Source organism: Butyrivibrio sp. XBB1001, from assembly GCF_000424505.1.
Lineage (GTDB): Bacteria > Bacillota > Clostridia > Lachnospirales > Lachnospiraceae > Butyrivibrio.
In genome coordinates, this window is the sequence record NZ_AUKA01000007.1 from 75503 (window position 1) to 97967 (window position 22465).

The window sequence follows — 22465 nt, forward strand, 5'->3', positions numbered from 1 at the left end:
CTTCATATTTTTTGAGTAGACCTATAACTGCTTCATTTGTTTGTTGACTCTTGGGGAGGAATTATGTACAGCTTTGACTCACGTATCAGGTACAGCGAAACGGATAGTAATGCCATTTTGACGCTGGAAGCACTTATTGACTATTTTCAGGATTGCTCGACATTTCAAACTCAGGATGGACCAGCAACCATGGAATACCTGAGAAAGCAAGGCATAGCATGGGTTTTAAATTCCTGGCAGATAGAGATCGGGCGCTTGCCAAGGCTCTGTGAAGAGGTGACAATAGGCACAATCCCATACATGTTAAAGGGACCTTTGGGACTGCGTAATTTCTTTATGAAGACCAAGGATGGAGAGATGCTGGCTGTAGCTAATTCTGTATGGACCTTGTTTGATTTCAAAAAAGGAGCTCCTACAAGAGTTACTAAAGAGATAGTAGAGGCCTATCCATTAGAGGACAAGCTCGATATGGTATATGAGGATAGGAAGATTACTATTCCGGAGGGAGTTAGCTACAAGGCTGAAGAGATTGTAGTCAGGAAGAATCACCTTGATACTAACAATCATGTCAATAATGGTCAGTATATCAGAATGGCCATAGACAGCCTCGGACAGCAGGCACAAAAAGTGATATCTATGAGGGCTGAGTACAAGAAACAGGCCCTATTGGGTGATGTTTTGTACCCTGTTGTTATCAGTAGCAATATAGGGGATAATAAGGTTTATACAGTAAGTCTCCAGGATTCAAAAGGACTTGGAGTTTGTACTGTTCAGTTAAAAATGGATTAAGATGTAGTTGTTTAGCATGTGCATAGCATGTACAAAGAAAGGACGGAAGACATTATGATCAAACTTGGAGAAAAACAGAAACTAACAGTAGTTAAAAAGGTGGATTTTGGCGTATACCTGTCAGAACAGGCCGGAGCGGAGGAGAAGGTTCTTCTTCCTGCTAAACAGGTTCCATCAGGAACAGAGGTTGGATCAGTAGTAGAGGTATTTATTTATAAGGATTCTGATGACAGACTGATCGCGACTACTAATGAGCCGAAGATAATGCTGGGTGATGTAAGAATGCTCAAGGTTAAGGAAACCAGTAGAATTGGTGCTTTCATGGACTGGGGACTTGAAAAGGATGTTCTTTTACCATTTAGAGAGCAGACTAAAAAGGTTAAGGCCGGCGAAGAGGTTTTATGTGCTCTTTACATTGATAAGAGCAGCAGACTTGCGGTTACAATGAATGTATATCCCTATCTTAAGACAAACAGCCCCTATGCCAAGGATGACAAGGTTATAGGCACAGTTTATGAGATGAGCGATAATTTTGGCGCCTTTGTGGCTGTTGATGATATTTATTCAGGACTTATCCCTAAAAAAGAGCTTTTTGGCAATGTGAAGATTGGTGACAGCGTTAATGCCAGGATTACTTCTGTCAAAGAAGATGGGCGCCTGAACCTCAGCATAAGGGAAAAAGCTTATCTTCAGATGGATACAGATGCTCAAAAGCTTCTTGATATGATAAAAGACTGTGGTGGAAGACTTCCATTTACAGATAAGGCATCTCCTGAGCTTATCAGAGAAAAGACTCAGATGAGCAAAAATGAGTTTAAGCGTGCTGTGGGCCGCCTTCTCAAAGAAGGAAAGATCACAATTGGCAAGGATTCTATTGATCAGGTTTAAGGAGAATTCTGATGGATTACAGGAGAGCTAACAGAACGTATTTGTATATGATATTGTCTACACTTGGACTAGTGCTTGCAATGTCGCTTTGGTATGCCAATGGAGGACCTACTGTATCAATTCTGGCTAATAACATCTTAAGTGAAGGAGTTGTACTTATCCCTGCGCTGGCAGCGGTGTTTTACAGTGGGGAGAAGCTTTCTGTCATGATACCTTTTCATAAGATCAGGATTAAGACAGTGCTACTTGTGATCCTTTATGTGATAATGCTATTTCCGATGGTGACCTTTGTAAATGCAGTGTCCATGATATTTGTGGAAAATACTGTATCGGCTATAAGCGGGGACGTTTTAAAGATGCCGATGTGGGTGATGATTCTTTCTATCGGCATTCTGGGGCCTTTGGTTGAGGAGATTGTATTTAGAGGAGTTATTTTGCAGTCATACCAGAGAACAGGAAGAATAGTTGGTTCAATTCTTCTTTCATCTGTTTTGTTTGGTATGATGCACATGAACTTCAATCAGTTTGCTTATGGAGCTGTAATGGGAATCATGCTGGCTCTTTTGTATGAGGCAACAGGTACGATAACAGCTTCATTTTTGGCTCATGCGACCTTTAACACTATAGAAGTTGTGATGATGTATGCAAATAACAGTGCACTGGATGAAGCTGCGACCATAGCTGAGAATTACATTGGCGCATCAGGTCTTGATACTATTTATTATGTCTATCTTTTTGTGGCAGCAGCCATATTTACAGTGGGAGCAATACTTATTTTGCGTCTGATCGCTACTATTGAGGGCAGGATAGAATTTCTGGAAAGTATTCCAGGAAGAAGCAGATTTGGTCTGGAACTTATAACACTACCGCTTATCATTGCCATGGTAATATCAATTTCCTATATGTATTTATATACTTTGCTATAAGAAAGCATGTTGCTTGCAACATGCTCGCGCCGAGCGCGGTTGCATTTATGCAACATTTGCCTATCGCGCGAGTGCGCATCCTTAGCGGAGCGTTTTTTATGATATAGGAATTTCGGAGAAATTTCCTATATCATAAAAATGACACCCATAACCTTTCGGCTATGGGTGTCTTTTTCTCAGATCCTAATGTCGATATTGGCTCCAAGGTTCGGGTTTACAGAAAGTTCTGCAGCTGAATCGATGGTGGATACTAGCGCTTCTCCAGCGCTCTCCATAGTATCCAGGCTTTTTGACAACATGGCCACACCAACATCATTAAGAACTTTGTTCTGAGATAGTGCCATTGATAAAGCGGGAATATCCATAAGCACCTCCTGTGCGACTGCAATGTACCTAAACTACAGGGGTTTATGTACATATACACTTTATCCTATCTAATATATCGGCTGATAGCATGGAAGCTTAATAGGGAAAAGAGTCATTATCCACACAAAAAACAGTATATGTTTTTGTAGAATATGACGGAGAAAATTGAAAAATAGACAAAAAATGCTGTTCCTTGGCTAGATTTTTTTGTACAAATATATTAAAATGTCTTTAAGTTTTTTATTATCGTAGCATATTATGTGCTGCAGAAAGAGTGATAAATGATATCGAATCAAATTCTTCAGAATACCATTGATGGGCTTAAGACTATAGCTCACGTGGATCTTTGTGTTCTAGACATTGATGGCAAGGAGGTGGCATCCACTACTACAGATATTGGAAATGTGTCCATGTCTGCAAGAAATTTTGTGGATTCTCCAGCAGATTCTCAGGAAATTCAGGGACATCAGTATTTTAAGATATATGACGAGCAGCAGCTTGAATATATTTTGATCTGTACTGGTAGTGGCGAGAATACCTATATGCTTGGCAAGATGATCGCTTACCAGATCCAGAGTCTTTTAGTTGCCTACAAGGAGAGATTTGATAAGGATAACTTCATCAAGAACCTATTGCTTGATAACCTTCTTTTGGTGGATATCTACAGCAGGGCCAAGAAACTCCATATACAGACTGACGCCAAGAGAGTGGCTATGATCATAGAATCAGTAAATGGCAGAGACAATAATGCTCTTGAGATTACCAGAACTCATTTTGGAAATGGTAATGATTTTGTAACCGAGGTTGATGAAGACAATGTTATTGTGGTCAAGGACGTGAGCGATATGCTCAAGCCTTCCGAGATTTCAAAAGTGGCAGATGAAATGCTCATGGCCCTTGAGAAAGAGGGACTTACGGGAGTCAGAGTTGCCTATGGTACAGTAGTTGGTGAGATCAAGGAAGTGAGCCGTTCCTACAAGGAAGCTAAGATGGCCCTCGATGTCGGAAAGATATTCTTCGACGAACGCAAGGTTATCTGTTACAGCGAACTTGGAATTGGACGTCTTATCTACCAGCTGCCAATACCTCTTTGCAAAATGTTCATCAAGGAAATATTCGGGGGTAGGAATCCTGATGATTTTGATCAGGAGACCCTTACTACTATCGACAAGTTCTTTGAGAATAGCCTGAACGTTTCTGAAACATCCAGACAGCTCTTTATACACAGAAATACACTTGTATACAGACTGGATAAGCTTCAGAAGAGCACAGGACTAGATCTTAGAGTTTTCGATGATGCGATCACCTTCAAGATTGCACTTATGGTAGTAAGATACATGAAATACATGGAGAAGTTTACATAAGCTTTTTTGCTTAAATAAGACTATCTCCGGGGGAGAATATTATGGAAAGAGGATATAGAAGAAAAAGAACAAATAGGCAGATACCGGAGGATGAGGTTATCACGCTTGAGAACGTGACTAAATCTTATTCTACGGGTGCGCCTGCATTAAACGGAGTCACCCTTCATATTAAGAGGGGTGAATTTGTTTTTATAGTGGGAGACAGTGGATCAGGTAAGTCTACATTGATCAAGCTCCTTTTAAGAGAACTGGTTCCAACTGACGGAGAAATCACAGTTCTAGGTTATAACCTTAGGAGGATCAAGCACAGCAAGATCCCTAAGTTTAGAAGAAATCTTGGAATCGTGTTCCAGGATTTCAGACTTCTCAAGGATAGGAATGTCTATGAGAATGTGGCTTTTGCCCAGAGAATCGTACAGACACCTACAAGAGATATCAAGAGAAATGTTCCTTCTATCCTTGCCACTGTTAATCTGGCTGGCAAGTACAAGAACAAGATAAACCAGTTGTCGGGTGGTGAACAGCAGAGAGTTGCGCTTGCAAGAGCACTGGTCAACAAGCCGGCAATTCTTTTGGCGGATGAGCCTACTGGAAACCTTGATCCTAACAATTCATGGGAGATCATGAAGCTCATGGAGCAGATCAATGAGAACGGAACTACTGTTATTGTGGTAACCCATAACAGAGAAATCGTTAATGCCATGAAGAAACGAGTGATCACCATGAAAAAGGGCGTTATCATAGAAGACGAGGAAGAAGGTATGTACATCGATGAGGATTAATAGTTTCTTTTACACCATTGGTCAGGGATTTAAAAATCTTGGAAGAAATAAGTGGTATACACTTGCTTCTGTAGCAACTATCAGTGCATGTCTTTTCCTTTTTGGAATGTTCTATGCCATCATCACAAACTTTCAGCATGTGGTAAAAACTGCAGAAGAGGGAGTTTCTGTAACAGTGTTCTTTAATGAGGGTACTACAGAGGATCAGATACTTGCTGTAAAGAGTGACCTTGAGAAGAGAGCAGAGGTCAGAGAAATCGTATATGTTTCTGCTGACGAGGCTTGGGAGAGCTTTAAGGGAGAGTATCTTGGCGAGTATGCGGATGGATTTACTGAGAATCCTCTTGCAGATTCAGCAAACCTTCAGATTTACTTAAACGATGTCTCAATGCAGCCAGCGCTGGTTACTTATGCAGAATCTATAACAGTTGTCAGATCAGTTAATCGTTCAGAGGTGACAGCCAATACTCTTAGTGGTATTAACAAACTGATTGCTTATGTTTCTGCAGGCATCATAATCATTCTGCTGCTGGTATCTATTTTCCTTATCAGCAACACAGTTACAATGGGTATCTCAGTTCGTAAGGATGAGATCAATATTATGAAATATATTGGTGCTACGGACTTCTTTGTAAGAGCACCATTCGTGGTTGAGGGTATTTTGATTGGAATCATTGGATCTCTGATTCCTTTGACGATAGTTTATTTTGTCTATACAAGAGCAATCACCTATGTAGCTACTAAGTTTACAATGCTGAGCTCATTGCTTAACTTTTTACCGGTTGAGGTGATCTACAAACAGCTTATACCTATTTCTCTGGCTATAGGTATTGGAATCGGCTTCTTTGGAAGCTTTACAACAGTAAGAAAACACTTACATGTGTAAGAAGAAAAGGAAGTTTGGATTTTGGGAAAGAGAATTCTGTACGCTCTGTTGAGCCTGGTCATGATACTGACCTTGTGCGGGAGCAATCACGTAATTGTTCACGCTGAGGTCACGGAGGAGAGCATCAAGGAAAAGGAAAATCAGATTTCCAACGCGAAAAAGGAAAGGGATTCCTTGAAAAATGCCAAGACGGATCTTGAGAAGGTCAAGAAGGAGCTTGAAACTAGCAAATCTAATCTGAATAGCTATATTACCAAGATAGATGCCTCATTAACTGAGGTTCAGAGTAATATCGATAATCTTAATGAGCAGATAACTGCCAAGGAAGCGCAGATCCAAACGACAACGGCTGAACTGGCTGCAGCGGAAGAGGTTCAGAAGAATCAGTATGAGGCCATGAAGAAGCGTATCAAGTTCATGTATGAACGTGGAGATACGATGTACATGGAGCTTTTGATGAAATCTGGAAGCTTTGCGGAGATGCTGAATAAGGCGGATTATATTGAGATGTTGTCAGCCTACGACAGGCAAAAGCTCGAGGAATATAAGGCTACTACGCAACTGATCTCTGTGACCAAGCAGGCTCTTGAAGAGGAAAAGAAAACTCTGGATGAAACTAAGGCAACGAAAGAGTCGGAGCAGGCTAATCTTGAGACCCTTCTGCAGCAAAAGAGCTCAGAACTTACTACTGTACAGGCTAATATTACAGATAAAGAGGCTGCCATCAAGGAATATGAGGCTGAGATCAAGGCTGAGAATGCAGCAATAGCAGCTCTGGAAAAAGAGGTTGCGGCAGACAAAGCTGCTCTATACAGCAGGTATACCTACGATGGCGGAATGTTCACCTGGCCATGCCCGGGATATACCAGGATTTCAGATGACTATGGAATGAGAATGCATCCTACTCTTGGAATTGAGAAGATGCATAATGGTATAGACCTTGCTGCACCGGGAGGAACTCCTATCCTTGCAGCATATAATGGAACAGTAGTAGCTGCGGCCTACGAAGGCTCCATGGGTAACTATATAATGATAAGCCATGGCGCAGGTCTTTACACAGTTTATATGCACTGTTCAGCTCTTTATGTTTCAAAGGGACAGGATGTAACTGCTGGAACCAAGATTGGAGCAGTTGGTACTACAGGCAGATCAACAGGTAATCATCTTCACTTTGGTGTAAGACTTAATGGTGCTTATGTCAGCCCGTGGAACTATTTAAAATAATTATTTGAGGTATATTCAAGTGGACAATAAAGATTTAAATGAGACAAGGCCAGAGGCCATGTCCGTTGATGAGATACTTACTAAGGAAAATCCTGTAAGGCAAGAAAATGTTAAAGACAGAAAGCTTGCAGGAAGATTTATAGCTGGAATACTGGTAGGATTTTTGGTGGCAGTTCTGGTGGTATCTTCTCTTGCGTTTTATCTTTTGTATTATACAAGGGCCAATTACGCCGCAAGTCTTGGATTTGAAAATAGTGAGATCCTGGATGAGTCTGTGGCAAGTAAGATAAAGGCTCTTGAGAGTGTTATAGATACTTACTATTACAAAACTGATGTGGACAAGCAGGATGAGATAAATGGAATGTACAAGGGACTTATGGATTCCCTTGGAGATCCTTACTCGGTTTATTACACTGAGGAAGAACTCAATGAGATAATGAACAGCACCAAAGGTATTTACTTTGGAATAGGTGCCTACGTTAGCTTTGATAATACTCTTAAAATGGCCAGAATTTCAGGGGTTATGCCTGGAAGCCCTGCTGAGGAAGCACAGCTTTGTGTGGACGACATAATTTATCAGGTTGACAAGGTTTCTACTGAAGGCCTTTCACTTGAAGAAGTTGTTGGGATGATCAAGGGAGAAGCTGGAACTACAGTACATCTCACTCTTGTAAGATCAGGTGAAACAGAAAATGTTGAAGTTGATGTAGAAAGAGCACAGATAGAGGTTCCTACAGTAAGCACACAGGTTTATGAAGATAACATTGGTTATCTTAAGATAACAGAGTTTGACGAAGTTACTACTGAACAGTTTATAGAGGGAATGGCTGAGCTTCGCGCCCAGAATATAGAAGGCCTGATTATTGACCTTAGATCCAATCCGGGCGGAAACCTTTCTACTGTCTGCGATATAGCAAGGCAGCTTCTTCCCGAGGGCGTAATAGTGTACACCGAGGACAGAGATGGTAACAGAGAGGATTACAACTGCGATGGAGAAAACGAGATTGATATTCCTGTAGTTGTACTGGTTAACCAATATTCAGCAAGTGCAAGCGAGATTCTTGCTGGGGCTATCAAGGATTATGAGAAAGGAACTCTTGTAGGTAAGACAACCTATGGCAAGGGAATTGTCCAGAGGATATTTGACCTTAGAGATGGAACCGCAGTTAAACTTACTGTCAGCAGCTACTTTACACCAAACGGCGTCAATATCCATGGCGTTGGAATTGCACCTGATATAGAGGTCGAATATGATCCTGAAGCTTATGCTGCAGACAAGACAGATACTCAGCTTGACAAGGCTCTAGAGGTTATGCAGGAGATGCTTGACAAATAATTTCATAAATAGTATTATTCATGACTGTGTCTTTTTTATCTAAAAAGACACAGTTTTTTCTTTTTATTCAACAGCTCGTATCGAGCACTTATTCCACTTAGGATTTGATTGTTGTTTGTAGTAAGGAAAGGGATTTTATGAAAGTAAAAGCATGTATTTATACTGACGTTGGTCAGACCAGGAACATTAATCAGGATTCTGCGCTTGTGAAGGTAGCAAATACCAGAAACCATGGAAGAATATCTTTTGTGGCAGTATGTGATGGTATGGGCGGACTTTCTAGAGGCGAGGTAGCAAGCTGCAAGGCAATAAGGACCTTGGAGTCTTGGTTTCATGAGGAGTTGAGCCTTATGCAGAATATGTCTGAAAGTGAATTATGGGATGCCATAGAAAGCTCTTTTGTCAGAATGATCAGCAGAATAAACGGGGACCTGCGAAGGTACGGCAAGCATAGAGGCCTGCAGCTTGGAACCACCCTTACGGCTCTTTTGCAGATTGGAAATAGATATATGTCAGTAAACGTAGGAGATTCAAGACTTTATGCAATTAAGAATAGAGAAGTAGTGCGGCTCACAAGGGATCAGAGTCTGGTGCAGGACAAAATAGATAAGGGAATGATCACAGAGAGCCAGGCTATAAATGATCAGGAAAAGAGTGTTCTACTACAGTGCATAGGAACGAGTCATGCCCCTGTTCCAGAAGTAAAAAGAGGAACAATAGAAGGAAATACTACTATTATCGCCTGCAGTGATGGATTTTGGCGGACTCTTTCAGCAGAAGACATGAGGACAAAGCTTTGCCCTCAGATGTGCATAACTGATGCAGATATGTTGGATCAATGCAAGAAATTGGCGAATCTGGCTATTTCAAGAAACGAAGAGGATAATATTTCGGTAGCGGCCATGTGCCTGGAAATGTGAGGTATTATGGACAAGATTAAGCTATTAGAGCCTCTTGGAAGCGGTGGAAACAGTAGAGTCTTTCTGGGAAAAGAGGTTTCTACAGGAAGAAAAGTCACTGTGAAGATGTGTAAGAGTGGAAATCTATGGGAAGCAGGTAAATATGAAAATGCAGATGCTGGTGAAAAGAGTGCTAAAGCCATGAGAAAGCTTCTTGCAGAGAAGAAAAACCTGGACAACGAGGCTAGAATCCTTGAAGGGCTAGACCACGAAGGAATTCCTAAGTTGTACCAGAGAAGCTCTGAAGGCATAGTGCTTGAATTTATACCAGGTATAAGTCTTGAAAAAGTTCTTTTTACGGAGGGTGTGCTAACGGAAAAAGAGGCTGCCAGAGTGGGATGCGAAATTGCGGAGATACTCAGGTATTTGCACGGTAGAAGACAGCCAGTTATCTACAGAGATCTCAAGCCTGCCAATATAGTCAGAAAACTTGATGGCCACGTGTGCCTCATTGATTTTGGGGCAGCAAGATTTTATGAGGCTTTTGAAAAGTCAGATACTCTGAATCTTGGAACATTAGGATTTGCAGCGCCTGAGCAGTTTGGAAATCTTGGACAGACTGATCCGAGGACTGATATTTACTGCCTGGGAATGACACTTCTGCAGTTGGTATCAGGAGCAAATGTTGGTGACCAGGAGGAAGTTACATCTTTTTTAAAGAAGGGCATAAAGGGCGTTTCTCCAGAATTTCTAGGGATAATCAAAAAGTGCACAAGGCCGGACAGAGAGGATAGATTTAGGTCAGTTAAAGAGATTGAGAAAGCTCTTTTGGAATATCCAAAGAAGGTCAGGCTAAGAAAGGCCAAAAGTGGGATCAAGGTTGTGGTAGCGGCAGTTATGATGTCGCTTGTAATTTCAGGCTGTCTTATAAAAGGAGAGGCTGTAAGAGAGGCAGCTGCCAATGATATGGCAGTTAGGCTTCCTGCAGTCAGAGAAAGACTTTTTACCGCCAGAATCTGGATAGAGGGCCAGGTGGAAAACATATTAGATAGCGAGGTTTTAAAGAAAAAATGATAATCTTTGTATATACGTTTGTGATAGTTCTTTTTGCTCTGGTGGTGATACTGGGAGTTGGAAGCCTTTTGGGGGATGATGCAGAGGAGCCCGTTAAGGCAAAGGAAGGCAAGGCTACGGCAGCTATGTGTACGACCCAGCTTCTTGAGAGTACAGATTATAGCCAGGAATTTGCGGAAGAGGATTTTGTTATAGAGCAGGATCTTGTATATACCTACGATTCATTGAATCTCAGCATATAGAAGAACAAATGTTCTGAAAATAGTGGACTTTGATTGTATAAAATGTTATACTTGCTCCAGAGAGGAACTGAATCGATATGGAGTTCAAATTACACAGTGAATTTAAGCCTACAGGCGATCAGCCTCAGGCAATAAAAGAGTTGGTGGAGGGTTTCAAACAGGGTAACCAGTTTGAAACCCTGCTTGGCGTTACAGGTTCAGGTAAGACCTTTACTATGGCTAATGTAATAGCTGCACTTAACAAGCCTACGCTCATAATAAGCCATAACAAGACTCTGGCTGGACAGCTTTATGGTGAGATGAAGGAATTCTTCCCGGAGAATGCCGTAGAGTATTTTGTCTCTTACTATGATTACTATCAGCCAGAAGCTTATGTTCCCCAGACTGATACTTATATAGCCAAGGATTCGGCCATAAATGATGAGATAGACAAGTTGAGACTCTCCGCTACGGCATCACTTGCAGAGAGGAAGGATGTCATAGTTGTAGCCAGTGTTTCATGCATTTATGGACTGGGCAGCCCGGAGGAATTCAAGGGTATGTCTATTTCATTGAGACCAGGAATGCAGAAGGACAGAGATGATCTTATCAAGGATCTGGTGGCAATTCAGTACGACAGAAATGATCTGGATCTTAACAGGTGTAATTTCAGAGTTCGAGGCGATACAGTGGAGATTTTCCCTGCCAACGCGGATGACTATCTTATAAGAGTAGAGTTTTTTGGAGATGAGATAGACAGAATCTGTCAGATAGAACCAGTTACAGCCAAGGTCAGGAGCGAACTTACCCATGTGATGATATATCCAGCTTCCCATTATGTTGTCCCACAGGAGAAGATAAATATGGCCTGTGACAATATAGAGAAGGAGCTTGAGGAACAGATAAAGTTTTTCAAGGGCGAGGACAGGCTTATTGAGGCCCAGAGAATATCTGAGAGAACAAACTTTGATGTTGAGATGATGAGGGAAACGGGATTTTGCTCTGGAATCGAGAATTACTCAAGGCATCTCAATTTTATGAAGCCTGGGGAACCACCACTTACTCTATTGGACTTCTTTGATAGAGATTTTTTGATCATAGTTGATGAGTCACATATGACTATTCCGCAGGTTGGAGCCATGTACCACGGAGACAGGAGTAGGAAGCTTACTCTTGTAGATTATGGATTCAGGCTTCCATCTGCATTGGATAACAGACCCCTTAACTTTGAGGAGTTTGAATCCCATATAGATCAGATGCTATTTTGCTCGGCTACACCTGGTAAGTACGAGGAAGAACATGAACTGTTGAGAGCAGAGCAGGTTATAAGGCCCACAGGACTTCTTGATCCTGAGATTTCTGTACGCCCTGTTGAGGGACAGATAGATGATCTTATAGGTGAGATCAGGACAGAAGTGGACAAGAAGAACAAGGTGCTTGTTACTACGCTTACCAAGCGCATGGCAGAGGACCTTACTGAATACCTTGCAGAGTCAGGGATCAGAGTAAAATACCTTCATTCAGATATTGATACTCTGGAGAGGTCAGAAATCATCAGGGATATGCGACTTGATGTGTTCGATGTACTTGTTGGTATCAACCTTCTTAGAGAGGGCCTTGATATTCCTGAGATTTCTCTGGTGGCTATCATTGACGCGGACAAGGAAGGCTTCCTTCGTTCAGAAACATCCTTGATACAGACTATAGGACGTGCAGCCAGAAACTCTGAGGGAAGAGTCATCATGTATGCTGATAACATAACTGATTCAATGCAGAAGGCTATTGACGAGACTAAGAGACGTCGTGCAATTCAGGAGAAATATAATAAGGAGCATGGCATAACACCTCAGACTATCAAGAAGGCAGTCCGTGATCTTATCGCGGTTACCAAGGCAGTTGCCAAGGAAGAAGTACGCTTTGAGAAGGATCCAGAGTCTATGGATCAGGCAGAACTTGAGAAACTTATTGGTGATGTTCAGAAGAAGATGAAGAGGGCTGCTACAGAGCTTGATTTCGAGACTGCGGCTACTCTGCGTGATCAGATGATTGAGCTTAAGAAGATACTTAATGATCTAACGGAAGGTAAGTGACAGACCACTTACTGATCAGGAGTGAAATATGAGTACAGATAACAGAAATATGACCAAGAAGAACACCACGACCAAGAGGATATTACCCTCTGATATTCATGATTATATAAGAGTCCGCGGTGCCAATGAACATAACTTAAAGAATGTAAGTGTCAAGATTCCAAGAGAGACACTCACAGTATTTACCGGACTTTCAGGCTCAGGTAAATCATCACTTGCCTTTGACACTATTTTTGCAGAGGGACAAAGACGTTATATGGAGTCTTTGTCTTCCTATGCCAGAATGTTTTTAGGACAGATGGACAAGCCAAATGTTGAGAGGATAGAAGGACTTTCGCCAACTATTTCTATCGACCAGAAGTCCACTAATAAAAACCCAAGGTCTACAGTAGGAACTGTTACAGAAATCTACGATCATTTCAGGCTTCTGTATGCCAGGATTGGTATTCCTCACTGCCCTAACTGTGGTCGTGAGATCAGAAGACAGACTGTGGATGAGATGTGTGACCAGATCATGGCGCTTGGGGAGAATACCAAGATCCAAATCCTGGCTCCAGTTGTAAGGGGTAAGAAGGGTGAACATGCCAAGACACTCGACAGAGCTAAAAGAGCTGGCTATGTAAGAGCCAGGATCGATGGAAGCCAGTATGAAATATCTGAGGAAGAGATAAAGCTTGATAAGAACATCAAGCATTCTATCGAAATCATTGTAGATAGAATCGTAGTTCATGAAGATAATGAGAACCTTAGAAGACGACTTACAGATTCTGTGGAAAGCGCACTTGCTTTGGCTGATGGTCTTCTTCTGGTGGATGTTGTGGATGGCAAAGAGCTTAGCTTTAGTCAGAATTTTGCCTGCCCTGATTGCGGAATCAGCATCCCGGAAATTGAGCCTAGAAGCTTTTCTTTTAACAACCCATTCGGAGCATGTCCTGACTGCTTTGGACTTGGCTACAAGATGGAATTTGATGAGGATCTTATGATTCCGGATAAATCCCTTTCCTTAAATGACGGTTGTATTGTTGTTATGGGATGGCAGTCATCCAACAAGGAGGGAAGCTTTAGTAACGCTACCTTAAAGGCTCTTGCCAAAGCTTATAAGTTCAGCCTTGATACGCCTTACAAGGACCTTCCTGAAAAGGTAAGGCATATGCTTGTTTATGGAGCAGACAAGACGGTCATGGTGCACTATGAAGGCAGCAGAGGAGTCGGGGATTATCCGGTTCTTTTTGATGGACTGATAAAGAATGTGGAACAGAGATACAAAGAGACTTTCTCTGAGAACATGAAGGCGGAATACGAGGAATTCATGAGAATCACCCCTTGTCCACTATGCGGCGGTCAGAGACTTAAAAAGGAATCTCTTGCGGTAACTATTGATGACAAGAACATTTTTGAGATCACCTCTATGTCGATTGGGGAGCTTCATGACTATCTTGAGAATCTGAAACTTTCTGAGCAGCAGATGCTGATTGGAGCTCAGGTACTCAAAGAGATAAGAGCAAGAGTAGGCTTTCTTATAGATGTGGGGCTTAACTATCTGTCTCTTTCAAGAGCGACAGGTACTCTTTCAGGCGGCGAGGCTCAGAGAATAAGACTTGCGACACAGATTGGCTCAGGACTTTGCGGAGTATGTTACATACTGGATGAACCTAGTATAGGCCTTCATCAGAGGGATAATGATAAGCTGCTTAATACTCTAAAGAACCTTAGAGACCTTGGTAATACGCTGATAGTGGTTGAGCATGACGAAGATACTATGAGGGCCGCAGATTACATTGTAGATGTTGGCCCTGGAGCAGGATCACACGGAGGCAAGATTGTTGCCTGCGGAACAGCAGAAGAGATCATGGAAGTCAAGGAATCCATAACTGGTCAGTATCTTTCTGGAAAGCTTAAGATTGAAGTCCCTGACGTGAGGCGCACACCCACAGGTTTTATCAAAGTGATAGGAGCTCAGGAGAATAACCTCAAGAATATTGATGTGGAGATTCCGCTTGGCGTTATGACTATTGTTACTGGCGTTTCCGGATCAGGAAAAAGTTCACTTGTTAATGAGATTCTTTATAAGAGCCTTGCAAAAGAGCTTAACAGGGCAAGAGTAATACCTGGTAAGCACAAGGCAATAGAGGGACTTGAGCAGGTTGATAAGGTTATTGCTATTGATCAGTCTCCAATCGGACGTACCCCAAGATCAAATCCAGCTACCTATACGGGTGTATTTGATATGATCAGAGATCTTTTTGCAGGTACTCCGGATGCCAAGGCAAGAGGGTATAAGAAGGGAAGATTTTCATTTAATGTTAAGGGCGGACGTTGTGAAGCTTGCAGCGGTGATGGAATAATCAAGATAGAGATGCATTTCCTTCCTGATGTCTATGTTTCATGTGAGGTATGCGGCGGAAAGAGATATAATCACGAAACTTTGGAAGTGAAGTACAAGGGAAAGAGCATCTACGATGTACTTGATATGACCGTTGAGGAGGCGCTGGGATTCTTTGAAAACGTCAAGACAATAAAGCGTAAGATCCAGACTCTTTATGATGTAGGACTTGGATATATAAAGCTTGGACAGCCTAGTACAGAACTTTCCGGTGGTGAAGCACAACGTATCAAACTGGCTACAGAGCTTAGCAAAGTTGGAACTGGTAAGACGGTTTATATTCTGGATGAGCCTACTACAGGACTTCACTTTGCGGACGTGCAGAAATTGGTTAAGATAATGCACAAGCTTGTAGAGCAGGGCAATACAGTGGTTGTGATCGAGCACAACCTGGATGTAATAAAAACAGGTGATTATATCATCGATATGGGACCTGAAGGAGGATCTGGAGGAGGAACTGTTGTAGTGCAGGGAACTCCAGAGGAGGTTGCAAAGTGCAAGAAATCCTATACAGGTGCATATATAAAGAAAATGTTAAAGTGAGTATTTGAGTTTTAGGGGGACATGTACGCATGTCCCCCTAAAGTTTGCGCTGATATCAGCCGATATAACATTAGGATGGAAGGCCCTCTTTTCAAGGCGATAAAATTGGTTTATAATCGTAGTGATATTATGAGCTAATTGGCAGAACTGTAGTGTTTTGCTTTACATTTGAAAGGGGTACTTAGGAAATATGCAGTACGCAGATATTGGAATTGATTTAGGAACAGCCTCTGTACTTGTTTATATTAGAGGCAAGGGTGTTGTACTTAAAGAGCCATCAGTTGTGGCTTATGACAGAGATACAGAAGAGATCAAGGCTATTGGTGAGGATGCCAGACTTATGCTTGGCCGTACACCAGGCAACATTGTCGCTGTCAGACCACTTCGTCAGGGCGTTATCTCTAACTACAAGATTACAGAGCAGATGATGAGATATTTCATCAAGAAGGCTATTGGACGCAGAATACATCGTAAGCCTTTTATAGCAGTATGTGTACCAAGTGGAGCTACTGAGGTAGAGAAGAAGGCCGTTGAGGATGCAACAAGACTTTGCGGTGCCAGAGATGTTAAGACTATCGAGGAGCCTATTGCAGCTGCTATCGGAGCTGGTATTGATATTACAAAGCCATGTGGAAACATGATTGTTGATATAGGTGGTGGTACATCTGATATCGCAGTAATTTCCCTTGGTGGAACAGTTGTCAGCACATCTGTTAAGGTTGCTGGTGATGATTTCGATGAAGCTATCGTACGTTACATGAGAAAGAAGCATAATCTTTTGATTGGTGATCGTACTGCTGAAGATATTAAGATCAAGATTGGATCAGCTTATCCACGTGCTGAGGATGATTACATGGATGTCAGAGGAAGAAACCTTGTAACAGGTCTTCCTAAGACAGTAAGAGTATCATCTGAAGAGACAGAGGAAGCGCTTAGAGAGCCTACATCACAGATTATTGAGGCTATCCACAGCGTACTTGAGAACACTCCTCCAGAGCTTGCAGCAGATATCGCAGATAGAGGAATTGTTCTTACAGGTGGTGGAGCACTTCTTCGTGGACTTGAGGATCTTATCTATTCCAAGACTGGTATCAACACTATGACCGCTGAGGATCCTATGACAGCAGTTGCCATAGGAACAGGCCGTTATGTAGAATTCATTGTTGGATATCACGAGGACTGATCTGTTGTAACTAAAATGGCTGCATTGCAGCAATTGTCGTTCACGGATAGAACGTCTAATGATAAGACCAGGATGGTATGAGGAAATTGTATGGTAAAGGGTCTATACACTGCTTACACCGGTATGATCAACGAGCAACACAGAATGGATGTGCTCACCAACAATCTTGCGAATGCCAACACAAATGGTTATAAAAAAGAAGGCGCAACTGCTCAGGCTTTTAGCGATCAACTTGCGCTGAAAATAAAGGATTATACTGATGCCCCTAACACTGCACGTGGACTGGGCATCATTAATCCTGGTGTAAAAATTGGAGAAGGCTATGTCGACTGGACAGAGGGGCCAATGAGGGAAACTAATAATACCTTCGACCTCGCTATCGGTGGATATGGCTTTTTTGGTGTAGAATACACGAATAAGGCTGCTAATATTGAAAGAGATACAGCCGGTGTTACAAATACAATGTACACTAGGGACGGTAACTTTACTCTTAACAGTGAAGGTATTCTTGTAACACAAGACGGAGATTATGTTTTGTCAGCAGAGGGCGGAAGGATCCAGCTTGATCCTAACCTTTCAACGCAGATCAATGTTCTTGGTGAGATTGTTCAGGATGGTGAAGTAGTGGCTAGAGTCGGAGTCTTTGACTTTGAGAAGACTGTTTATCCTGATGGAAGAATAAGCTATGACAACTTGGAACACTATGGAGAGAACTTCTTTATTCCAATAGATGGCGCTGCTACAGTTGATGCAACCTACACAATTTATCCGGGTTTTTTGGAACAGTCTAATGTATCTGTTGTAGATGAGATGGTTACAATGATTGCTGTTCAGCGTAATTATGATACGAACCAGAGAATGATAACTACAATTGATGGTACCTTGGATATTGCAGCTAACCAGCTTGGACGACTTGGATAAAATTTAGAAAGTTTTAATAATATATCATAGGGAACGAACCGATATAAAGAAAGAGCAGAGATTACCAGTCACGGAGGACGGTAAGAATACTTTTTATCTCGATCGGAGGTGGCTTATGGTAAGAAGCTTATGGTCCGCTGCGACAGGTATGAATGCACAGCAGACAAATGTAGATACAATTTCTAATAACCTTGCAAACGTCAATACGACAGGTTACAAGGCACAGGGAGCACAATTTAAATCCCTTCTATATCAGGAGCTTCAGACCGTTACAACTACAGCTAACGGAGATCCGAAGCCAACAACTTCTCAAGTGGGACTTGGTGTCCGTACTTCTACAATAAACCAGTTTTTTAGACAGGGATCTTTTTTAAATAGTGATAATCCGGCAGCCATGGCTATCAGCGGTGATGGTTTCTTTGGTTATCTTGATACAGATGGAACAACACAGCTCTATACAAGAAATGGTAACTTTACCTGGGCATTAGCAGAGACTGGCGGCACAGACCTTGTCCTTACAACAGCAGAAGGTAATAAAGTCCTTGGAATAGATGATCAGGAGATAAGAGTTACAGGAAACCTTGTGGCTAGCCGTATAACAATTGGCGGTGATGGCAAGATTTATTATCCTGATGAAGATGGTGTTCCACAGCAGATACAGAATTTCCAGATTGAAATGTACCAGTTCCCTAACAGGGAAGGCCTTGAAAGAGTTGGAAGTGCAGCCTGGAAAGAAACTGCTGCAAGTGGTGCTGTGATAAAAGAGAGCACAGCTGCTGGAAATGGTATTAAGCCAAGTGAGATTGTTCAAGGTTACCTTGAGGGATCAAATGTGAATGTAGCAACGGAAATGGTTAATCTTATTGTTGCACAGAGAGCTTATGAGATGAATTCTACAGCAATACAGACAACAGATGAGATGATGCAGACAGCTAACAGCTTGAAGAGATAATAGATGGCAATAGGCCAACGGGGGATAAACATGGCAGGATTGGATATCACTGGACTTAATGCTACGGCCATAACTGAATTTGCAGCAAACGAAAGCAAGAATGCTGCCACTATTGCACTTCAGAAGAAACTTGAAAATGTTTCGGACAAATCTTCTGATGATGAACTGTGGGCAGCCTGCAAGAGCTTTGAAGCATATTTCCTTGAGCAGATGTTTAAAGAAATGCAAAAGTCTGTAGATGCACTTAAACCAGAAAGTGGTGATAAATCTAACGAGACGCTGGTTGATTACTTTAAAGGACAGACTCTTCAGGATATTACTGCAACAGCTGTAGAGAAGCAAAGTAACGGATTTGCCCAGATGTTGTATGAAAATCTTAAACGAAATTACGACATACCACAGGCTCCAGGCCAGGTGGAAACTGAGTCAAACGAGTAAACAGATTCATTTGAACTTATTAGCGCATAATTCTTAAGAAAGATTAAGAATTATGCGCTTTTTATTGTGGTATCATATGATGATATAGGTGTCCTGATTCATGATTATTACATGTTTATATGATAATCATTATGAATTGAGGACCCGAACAAATATGAGGAATTGATCAGAAACATGTCAGAAGAACTTGAAATAGTAAAGGGATATATAGAACATTTTATATACAAGAATGCAGAGAACGGCTATGGAGTAGTGAACCTGGTGACGGATGAAGATGAGATCATCTGTACTGGTAATTTCAAGAATGCGGATGTAGGAGATTTTCTGGAGATAAAGGGAAACTATGTGACACACCCTGTTTATGGAGAACAGCTCAAGGTAGATAGCTTCAGAGAAGTGGTTCCGGATGATGCAGTTTCGATGCAGCGCTATCTGGGGTCTGGGGCTATCAAGGGGATTGGAGAGGCCCTTGCAGTCAAGATAGTAAAGAAATTCGGAGATGATACTTTTAGGATCATAGAAGAGGATCCGCTCCAGCTTGTAGAGATAAAGGGAATAAGCGAGAAAAAGGCCAGAGATATAGCATTGCAGATGGCTGAGAAAAGAGAAATGCGAGATGCCATGATCTTTTTGCAGCAGTATGGAATCAGCAACACCCTTGCAGTGAAGATTTTTAATAAGTATGGTAGCAGGATATATAACATTATCAAGGAGAATCCTTATCAGCTAGCGGATGACATCAGCGGTGTTGGTTTTAAGACTGCAGATGAAATAGCAGGAAAGGTTGGGATAGCAGTTGATTCCGAATACAGGATCAAGTCAGGAATCCTATACTGCCTGCTGCAGGCATCTCTTGATGGCAATACATATCTGCCACTGGAACAGCTGATAGATAGGACTATAGGGATATTATCAAGTGGACCGGAGGCTGTTTTTGACAAGGAAAACATTAGGGTGCAGATAGGAAACCTTATGATGGAAAAGAAGCTTATCAGCAAGAATGAAAATAATATATTTGCTGCAAGCTTCTATTATGAAGAACAGGGCTGTGCCGCTATGCTTCATGAACTTAATCTGACTGAACAGGTGTCAGCTTCTGAGAAGGAAAGATATCTCAAAAAAATCTGCGAAATTGAGGAAAAGAGAGGTATATCTTTAGATAATCTTCAAAGAGAAGCAGTCTTAAAGAGCATTTCCAATGGAATAGTGATCATTACAGGTGGTCCTGGTACGGGTAAGACTACTACTATCAATACGATCATAAATTATTATGCCAGTGAGGGACTTGATATTATGCTGGCTGCGCCAACCGGGCGTGCTGCAAAGAGGATGACGGAAGCGACAGGTTATGAAGCCAAGACAATTCACAGACTCCTTGAGGTTTCAGGACAAGTTAGTGAGGATGATGATGTAAGGTCTGGCGGAGTTCATTTTGAAAAGAACAGGGATAACCCCCTGGAGGCGGATGCCATTATCATAGATGAAATGTCTATGGTTGATATTCATCTTTTTTACGCCTTATTAAAGGCTCTTGTTCCGGGAACTCATCTTATTCTGGTGGGGGACAGCTCACAGCTGCCAAGCGTTGGGCCAGGGCAGGTTTTGGGCGACCTTATAAGGAGTGGCAGGTTTCCAACAATCATATTGCAAAAGATATTCAGACAGGCAGAAGAGAGCGATATTGTAATGAATGCTCATAGGATCCACAATGGTGAGATGCCTGTTCTTGATAATAAGAGCAAGGATTTCTTTTTTCTGGAAAGAGATGACAGCAACGTCATTTATAAGCACATGATACAGCTTATAAGAGACAAACTCCCAGGGTATGTGGGAGCTAATGCTTATGATATTCAGGTCCTTACACCTATGAGAAAGGGACCACTTGGCGCGATACAGCTTAATCTGGTACTGCAGGAATATCTTAATCCTCCGGCACCTTCCAAAAAAGAGCATACCTACGGGGACTTGATTCTCCGTGAGGGTGATAAGGTAATGCAGATCAGGAATAACTACCAGGCAGAATGGGAAGTTGTGGGCAAATATAACGTACCTATTGACTCGGGAACAGGCATTTTCAACGGCGACATGGGTATTGTAAGAGAGATAAATGAGTATTCTCAGGATGTAGTTGTGGAATATGATGAGCACAGAAGGGTCAGATATCCTTTTTCTGATCTTGATGAAATTGAGCTATCCTATGCTATTACAATTCATAAGTCCCAGGGAAGTGAGTACCCTGCAGTTGTCATGCCAATCCTGGGCGGGCCCAGAATGCTTCTCAACAGGAACTTGCTGTATACGGCGGTTACAAGGGCCAAGAGCACAGTGTGCATACTTGGAAGTAGCCAGACACTCTTTAGCATGGTTGATAATGAGCAGCAGTTAAAGAGATATACAGGACTTAGAGATAGGATAGAAGAGTTTTTTAATGCTTCAGAAATTTAGTGATAATATATGGGATTTAAAAGAGGGCGTTGTCACGGCAATTTTTCCAAGGAGATGCCCGGTTTGTGACGATATCGTTGAATCCATAAAGATTAGAAATGGCAAGCTGATCATTGGGCAACTGATCCATGACAACTGCAAAAAGAAGATAAAGTACGTAAGGGGTGCAACATGCATGAAATGTGGAAAACCCCTTGGGCAGGCAGATAGTAGTAAGGAATTCTGTTACGATTGTAATCGGGTCAGACACGTCTATGACAGAGGTTTTGCGGTGTTTGACTACAGAAGTATTTCTGGATCTGTGTATAAATTTAAGTACATGGGAAGACAGGAATATGCAAGGTTTTACGCCAGAGCTGTATATGAGCGTTATGGCAAGGCTATCCGAAGTCTTGGGATAGATGCTATAATACCGGTTCCAATGTTCAAGGGTAAACAACTTACAAGAGGATATAATCAGGCAGAAGTTCTTGCCAAAATGATAGGGAGAGAGTTGGGAATTCCTGTGTATACAGATGCTGTTGTCAGGAATAAAAATACCCTTCCTATGAAGGAGCTTGATGCCCGCGGACGCCGCAATAATTTGAAAAAGGCTTTTAATATAACGCGAAATGATGTAAAATTTAAGTGCATACTTATTATCGATGACATCTATACAACTGGAAGTACTATTGACGAGATCGCCCATGAGTTTCGGATTGCCGGTACCAGGAAGATATACTTTCTGACATTAGCAATCGGGCAAACTACTTAAA

At 41.9% G+C, this 22465-nt stretch carries 20 protein-coding genes; 19 read left to right on the plus strand and 1 reads right to left on the minus strand.

Features of this window, described 5'->3' with window-relative positions:
* Positions 1-63: 63 nt before the first annotated feature.
* From G631_RS18510 to G631_RS0107985, 3 genes are read left to right on the plus strand one after another with little or no spacing between them, the layout of a single operon-like run.
* Complete coding sequence (locus tag G631_RS18510; protein WP_035789520.1) at positions 64-789, plus strand: acyl-[acyl-carrier-protein] thioesterase; 726 nt, start codon at positions 64-66, stop codon at positions 787-789.
* Between the two features lie 54 nt (positions 790-843).
* Positions 844-1677 carry a CvfB family protein gene (locus G631_RS0107980; protein ID WP_026489004.1) on the plus strand — a complete coding sequence of 278 codons (834 nt, stop codon included), beginning with the start codon at positions 844-846 and terminating at the stop codon, positions 1675-1677.
* A gap of 11 nt (positions 1678-1688) precedes the next feature.
* A complete protein-coding gene (locus tag G631_RS0107985; RefSeq protein ID WP_026489005.1) occupies positions 1689-2603 on the plus strand; it encodes a CPBP family intramembrane glutamic endopeptidase in 915 nt (304 codons plus the stop codon).
* Positions 2604-2779: 176 nt separating this feature from the next.
* Here G631_RS0107985 and G631_RS0107990 read toward each other — a convergent pair whose 3' ends face one another.
* Positions 2780-2968 (minus strand): YjfB family protein, encoded by a 189-nt coding sequence (locus tag G631_RS0107990; RefSeq protein ID WP_026489006.1) that lies wholly within the window; start codon positions 2966-2968, stop codon positions 2780-2782.
* A 282-nt stretch (positions 2969-3250) separates the two neighbouring features.
* Between G631_RS0107990 and G631_RS0107995 the strand changes: the two genes are divergently transcribed.
* The 16 genes from G631_RS0107995 to G631_RS0108070 all read left to right on the plus strand — a co-directional run bounded on the left by G631_RS0107995 (position 3251) and on the right by G631_RS0108070 (position 22464).
* Entirely contained in the window at positions 3251-4333 is a 1083-nt protein-coding gene (locus G631_RS0107995) for a PucR family transcriptional regulator (RefSeq protein WP_026489007.1), read from the plus strand.
* A 41-nt stretch (positions 4334-4374) separates the two neighbouring features.
* A complete protein-coding gene (gene ftsE, locus G631_RS0108000; protein WP_051197022.1) occupies positions 4375-5115 on the plus strand; it encodes a cell division ATP-binding protein FtsE in 741 nt (246 codons plus the stop codon).
* On the plus strand, positions 5105-6001 hold the full coding sequence (gene ftsX / locus G631_RS0108005; protein WP_026489009.1) for a permease-like cell division protein FtsX: 897 nt from the start codon (positions 5105-5107) through the stop codon (positions 5999-6001). The genes ftsE and ftsX overlap by 11 nt, the downstream gene beginning before the upstream one ends.
* A gap of 21 nt (positions 6002-6022) precedes the next feature.
* Positions 6023-7225, plus strand: coding sequence for a murein hydrolase activator EnvC family protein (locus G631_RS0108010; RefSeq protein ID WP_242829079.1), 1203 nt, complete (start codon positions 6023-6025; stop codon positions 7223-7225).
* Positions 7226-7244: 19 nt separating this feature from the next.
* Positions 7245-8561 (plus strand): S41 family peptidase, encoded by a 1317-nt coding sequence (locus G631_RS0108015; RefSeq protein WP_242829080.1) that lies wholly within the window; start codon positions 7245-7247, stop codon positions 8559-8561.
* Between the two features lie 137 nt (positions 8562-8698).
* On the plus strand, positions 8699-9481 hold the full coding sequence (locus tag G631_RS0108020; RefSeq protein WP_026489012.1) for a PP2C family protein-serine/threonine phosphatase: 783 nt from the start codon (positions 8699-8701) through the stop codon (positions 9479-9481).
* Positions 9482-9487: 6 nt separating this feature from the next.
* Positions 9488-10534: a serine/threonine protein kinase gene (locus G631_RS0108025; protein ID WP_026489013.1), complete on the plus strand. Its 1047-nt coding sequence runs from the start codon at positions 9488-9490 to the stop codon at positions 10532-10534.
* Complete coding sequence (locus tag G631_RS0108030) at positions 10531-10776, plus strand: hypothetical protein (protein ID WP_026489014.1); 246 nt, start codon at positions 10531-10533, stop codon at positions 10774-10776. The genes G631_RS0108025 and G631_RS0108030 overlap by 4 nt, the downstream gene beginning before the upstream one ends.
* A 77-nt stretch (positions 10777-10853) precedes the next feature.
* Entirely contained in the window at positions 10854-12845 is a 1992-nt protein-coding gene (gene uvrB, locus G631_RS0108035; protein ID WP_026489015.1) for an excinuclease ABC subunit UvrB, read from the plus strand.
* Positions 12846-12894: 49 nt separating this feature from the next.
* The gene (gene uvrA, locus G631_RS0108040; protein ID WP_051197052.1) at positions 12895-15771 is read left to right on the plus strand and encodes an excinuclease ABC subunit UvrA; all 2877 of its coding nucleotides are present in this window, start codon (positions 12895-12897) and stop codon (positions 15769-15771) included.
* Positions 15772-15961: 190 nt separating this feature from the next.
* Positions 15962-16954, plus strand: a complete 993-nt coding sequence (locus G631_RS0108045; RefSeq protein ID WP_013281982.1) for a rod shape-determining protein — start codon at positions 15962-15964, stop codon at positions 16952-16954.
* A gap of 90 nt (positions 16955-17044) precedes the next feature.
* Positions 17045-17875, plus strand: coding sequence for a flagellar hook-basal body protein (locus G631_RS0108050; protein WP_026489017.1), 831 nt, complete (start codon positions 17045-17047; stop codon positions 17873-17875).
* 115 nt (positions 17876-17990) lie between these two features.
* Positions 17991-18827, plus strand: a complete 837-nt coding sequence (locus G631_RS0108055; protein WP_026489018.1) for a flagellar hook-basal body protein — start codon at positions 17991-17993, stop codon at positions 18825-18827.
* A gap of 30 nt (positions 18828-18857) precedes the next feature.
* The gene (locus G631_RS0108060) at positions 18858-19265 is read left to right on the plus strand and encodes a hypothetical protein (protein WP_026489019.1); all 408 of its coding nucleotides are present in this window, start codon (positions 18858-18860) and stop codon (positions 19263-19265) included.
* Positions 19266-19439: 174 nt separating this feature from the next.
* Positions 19440-21710, plus strand: coding sequence for an SF1B family DNA helicase RecD2 (gene recD2 / locus G631_RS0108065; protein ID WP_026489020.1), 2271 nt, complete (start codon positions 19440-19442; stop codon positions 21708-21710).
* Entirely contained in the window at positions 21694-22464 is a 771-nt protein-coding gene (locus G631_RS0108070; protein ID WP_051197024.1) for a ComF family protein, read from the plus strand. Before recD2 ends, G631_RS0108070 begins: the two co-directional genes overlap by 17 nt.
* Position 22465 lies beyond the last annotated feature (1 nt).

What these genes read in the sequence shown, in the direction of transcription:
- G631_RS0107990 (WP_026489006.1), bottom strand. Translation starts at nt 2,968, where the DNA reads ATGGATATTCCCGCTTTATCAATGGCACTATCTCAGAACAAAGTTCTT.
- G631_RS0108030 (WP_026489014.1), top strand. Translation starts at nt 10,531, where the DNA reads ATGATAATCTTTGTATATACGTTTGTGATAGTTCTTTTTGCTCTGGTG.
- G631_RS0108020 (WP_026489012.1), top strand. Translation starts at nt 8,699, where the DNA reads ATGAAAGTAAAAGCATGTATTTATACTGACGTTGGTCAGACCAGGAAC.
- G631_RS0108070 (WP_051197024.1), top strand. Translation starts at nt 21,694, where the DNA reads ATGCTTCAGAAATTTAGTGATAATATATGGGATTTAAAAGAGGGCGTT.
- G631_RS0108050 (WP_026489017.1), top strand. Translation starts at nt 17,045, where the DNA reads ATGGTAAAGGGTCTATACACTGCTTACACCGGTATGATCAACGAGCAA.
- G631_RS0108045 (WP_013281982.1), top strand. Translation starts at nt 15,962, where the DNA reads ATGCAGTACGCAGATATTGGAATTGATTTAGGAACAGCCTCTGTACTT.
- uvrB (WP_026489015.1), top strand. Translation starts at nt 10,854, where the DNA reads ATGGAGTTCAAATTACACAGTGAATTTAAGCCTACAGGCGATCAGCCT.
- G631_RS0108055 (WP_026489018.1), top strand. Translation starts at nt 17,991, where the DNA reads ATGGTAAGAAGCTTATGGTCCGCTGCGACAGGTATGAATGCACAGCAG.
- G631_RS0108060 (WP_026489019.1), top strand. Translation starts at nt 18,858, where the DNA reads ATGGCAGGATTGGATATCACTGGACTTAATGCTACGGCCATAACTGAA.
- G631_RS0107980 (WP_026489004.1), top strand. Translation starts at nt 844, where the DNA reads ATGATCAAACTTGGAGAAAAACAGAAACTAACAGTAGTTAAAAAGGTG.
- G631_RS0107985 (WP_026489005.1), top strand. Translation starts at nt 1,689, where the DNA reads ATGGATTACAGGAGAGCTAACAGAACGTATTTGTATATGATATTGTCT.
- G631_RS0108025 (WP_026489013.1), top strand. Translation starts at nt 9,488, where the DNA reads ATGGACAAGATTAAGCTATTAGAGCCTCTTGGAAGCGGTGGAAACAGT.
- ftsX (WP_026489009.1), top strand. Translation starts at nt 5,105, where the DNA reads ATGAGGATTAATAGTTTCTTTTACACCATTGGTCAGGGATTTAAAAAT.
- G631_RS18510 (WP_035789520.1), top strand. Translation starts at nt 64, where the DNA reads ATGTACAGCTTTGACTCACGTATCAGGTACAGCGAAACGGATAGTAAT.
- G631_RS0107995 (WP_026489007.1), top strand. Translation starts at nt 3,251, where the DNA reads ATGATATCGAATCAAATTCTTCAGAATACCATTGATGGGCTTAAGACT.
- ftsE (WP_051197022.1), top strand. Translation starts at nt 4,375, where the DNA reads ATGGAAAGAGGATATAGAAGAAAAAGAACAAATAGGCAGATACCGGAG.
- recD2 (WP_026489020.1), top strand. Translation starts at nt 19,440, where the DNA reads ATGTCAGAAGAACTTGAAATAGTAAAGGGATATATAGAACATTTTATA.
- uvrA (WP_051197052.1), top strand. Translation starts at nt 12,895, where the DNA reads ATGACCAAGAAGAACACCACGACCAAGAGGATATTACCCTCTGATATT.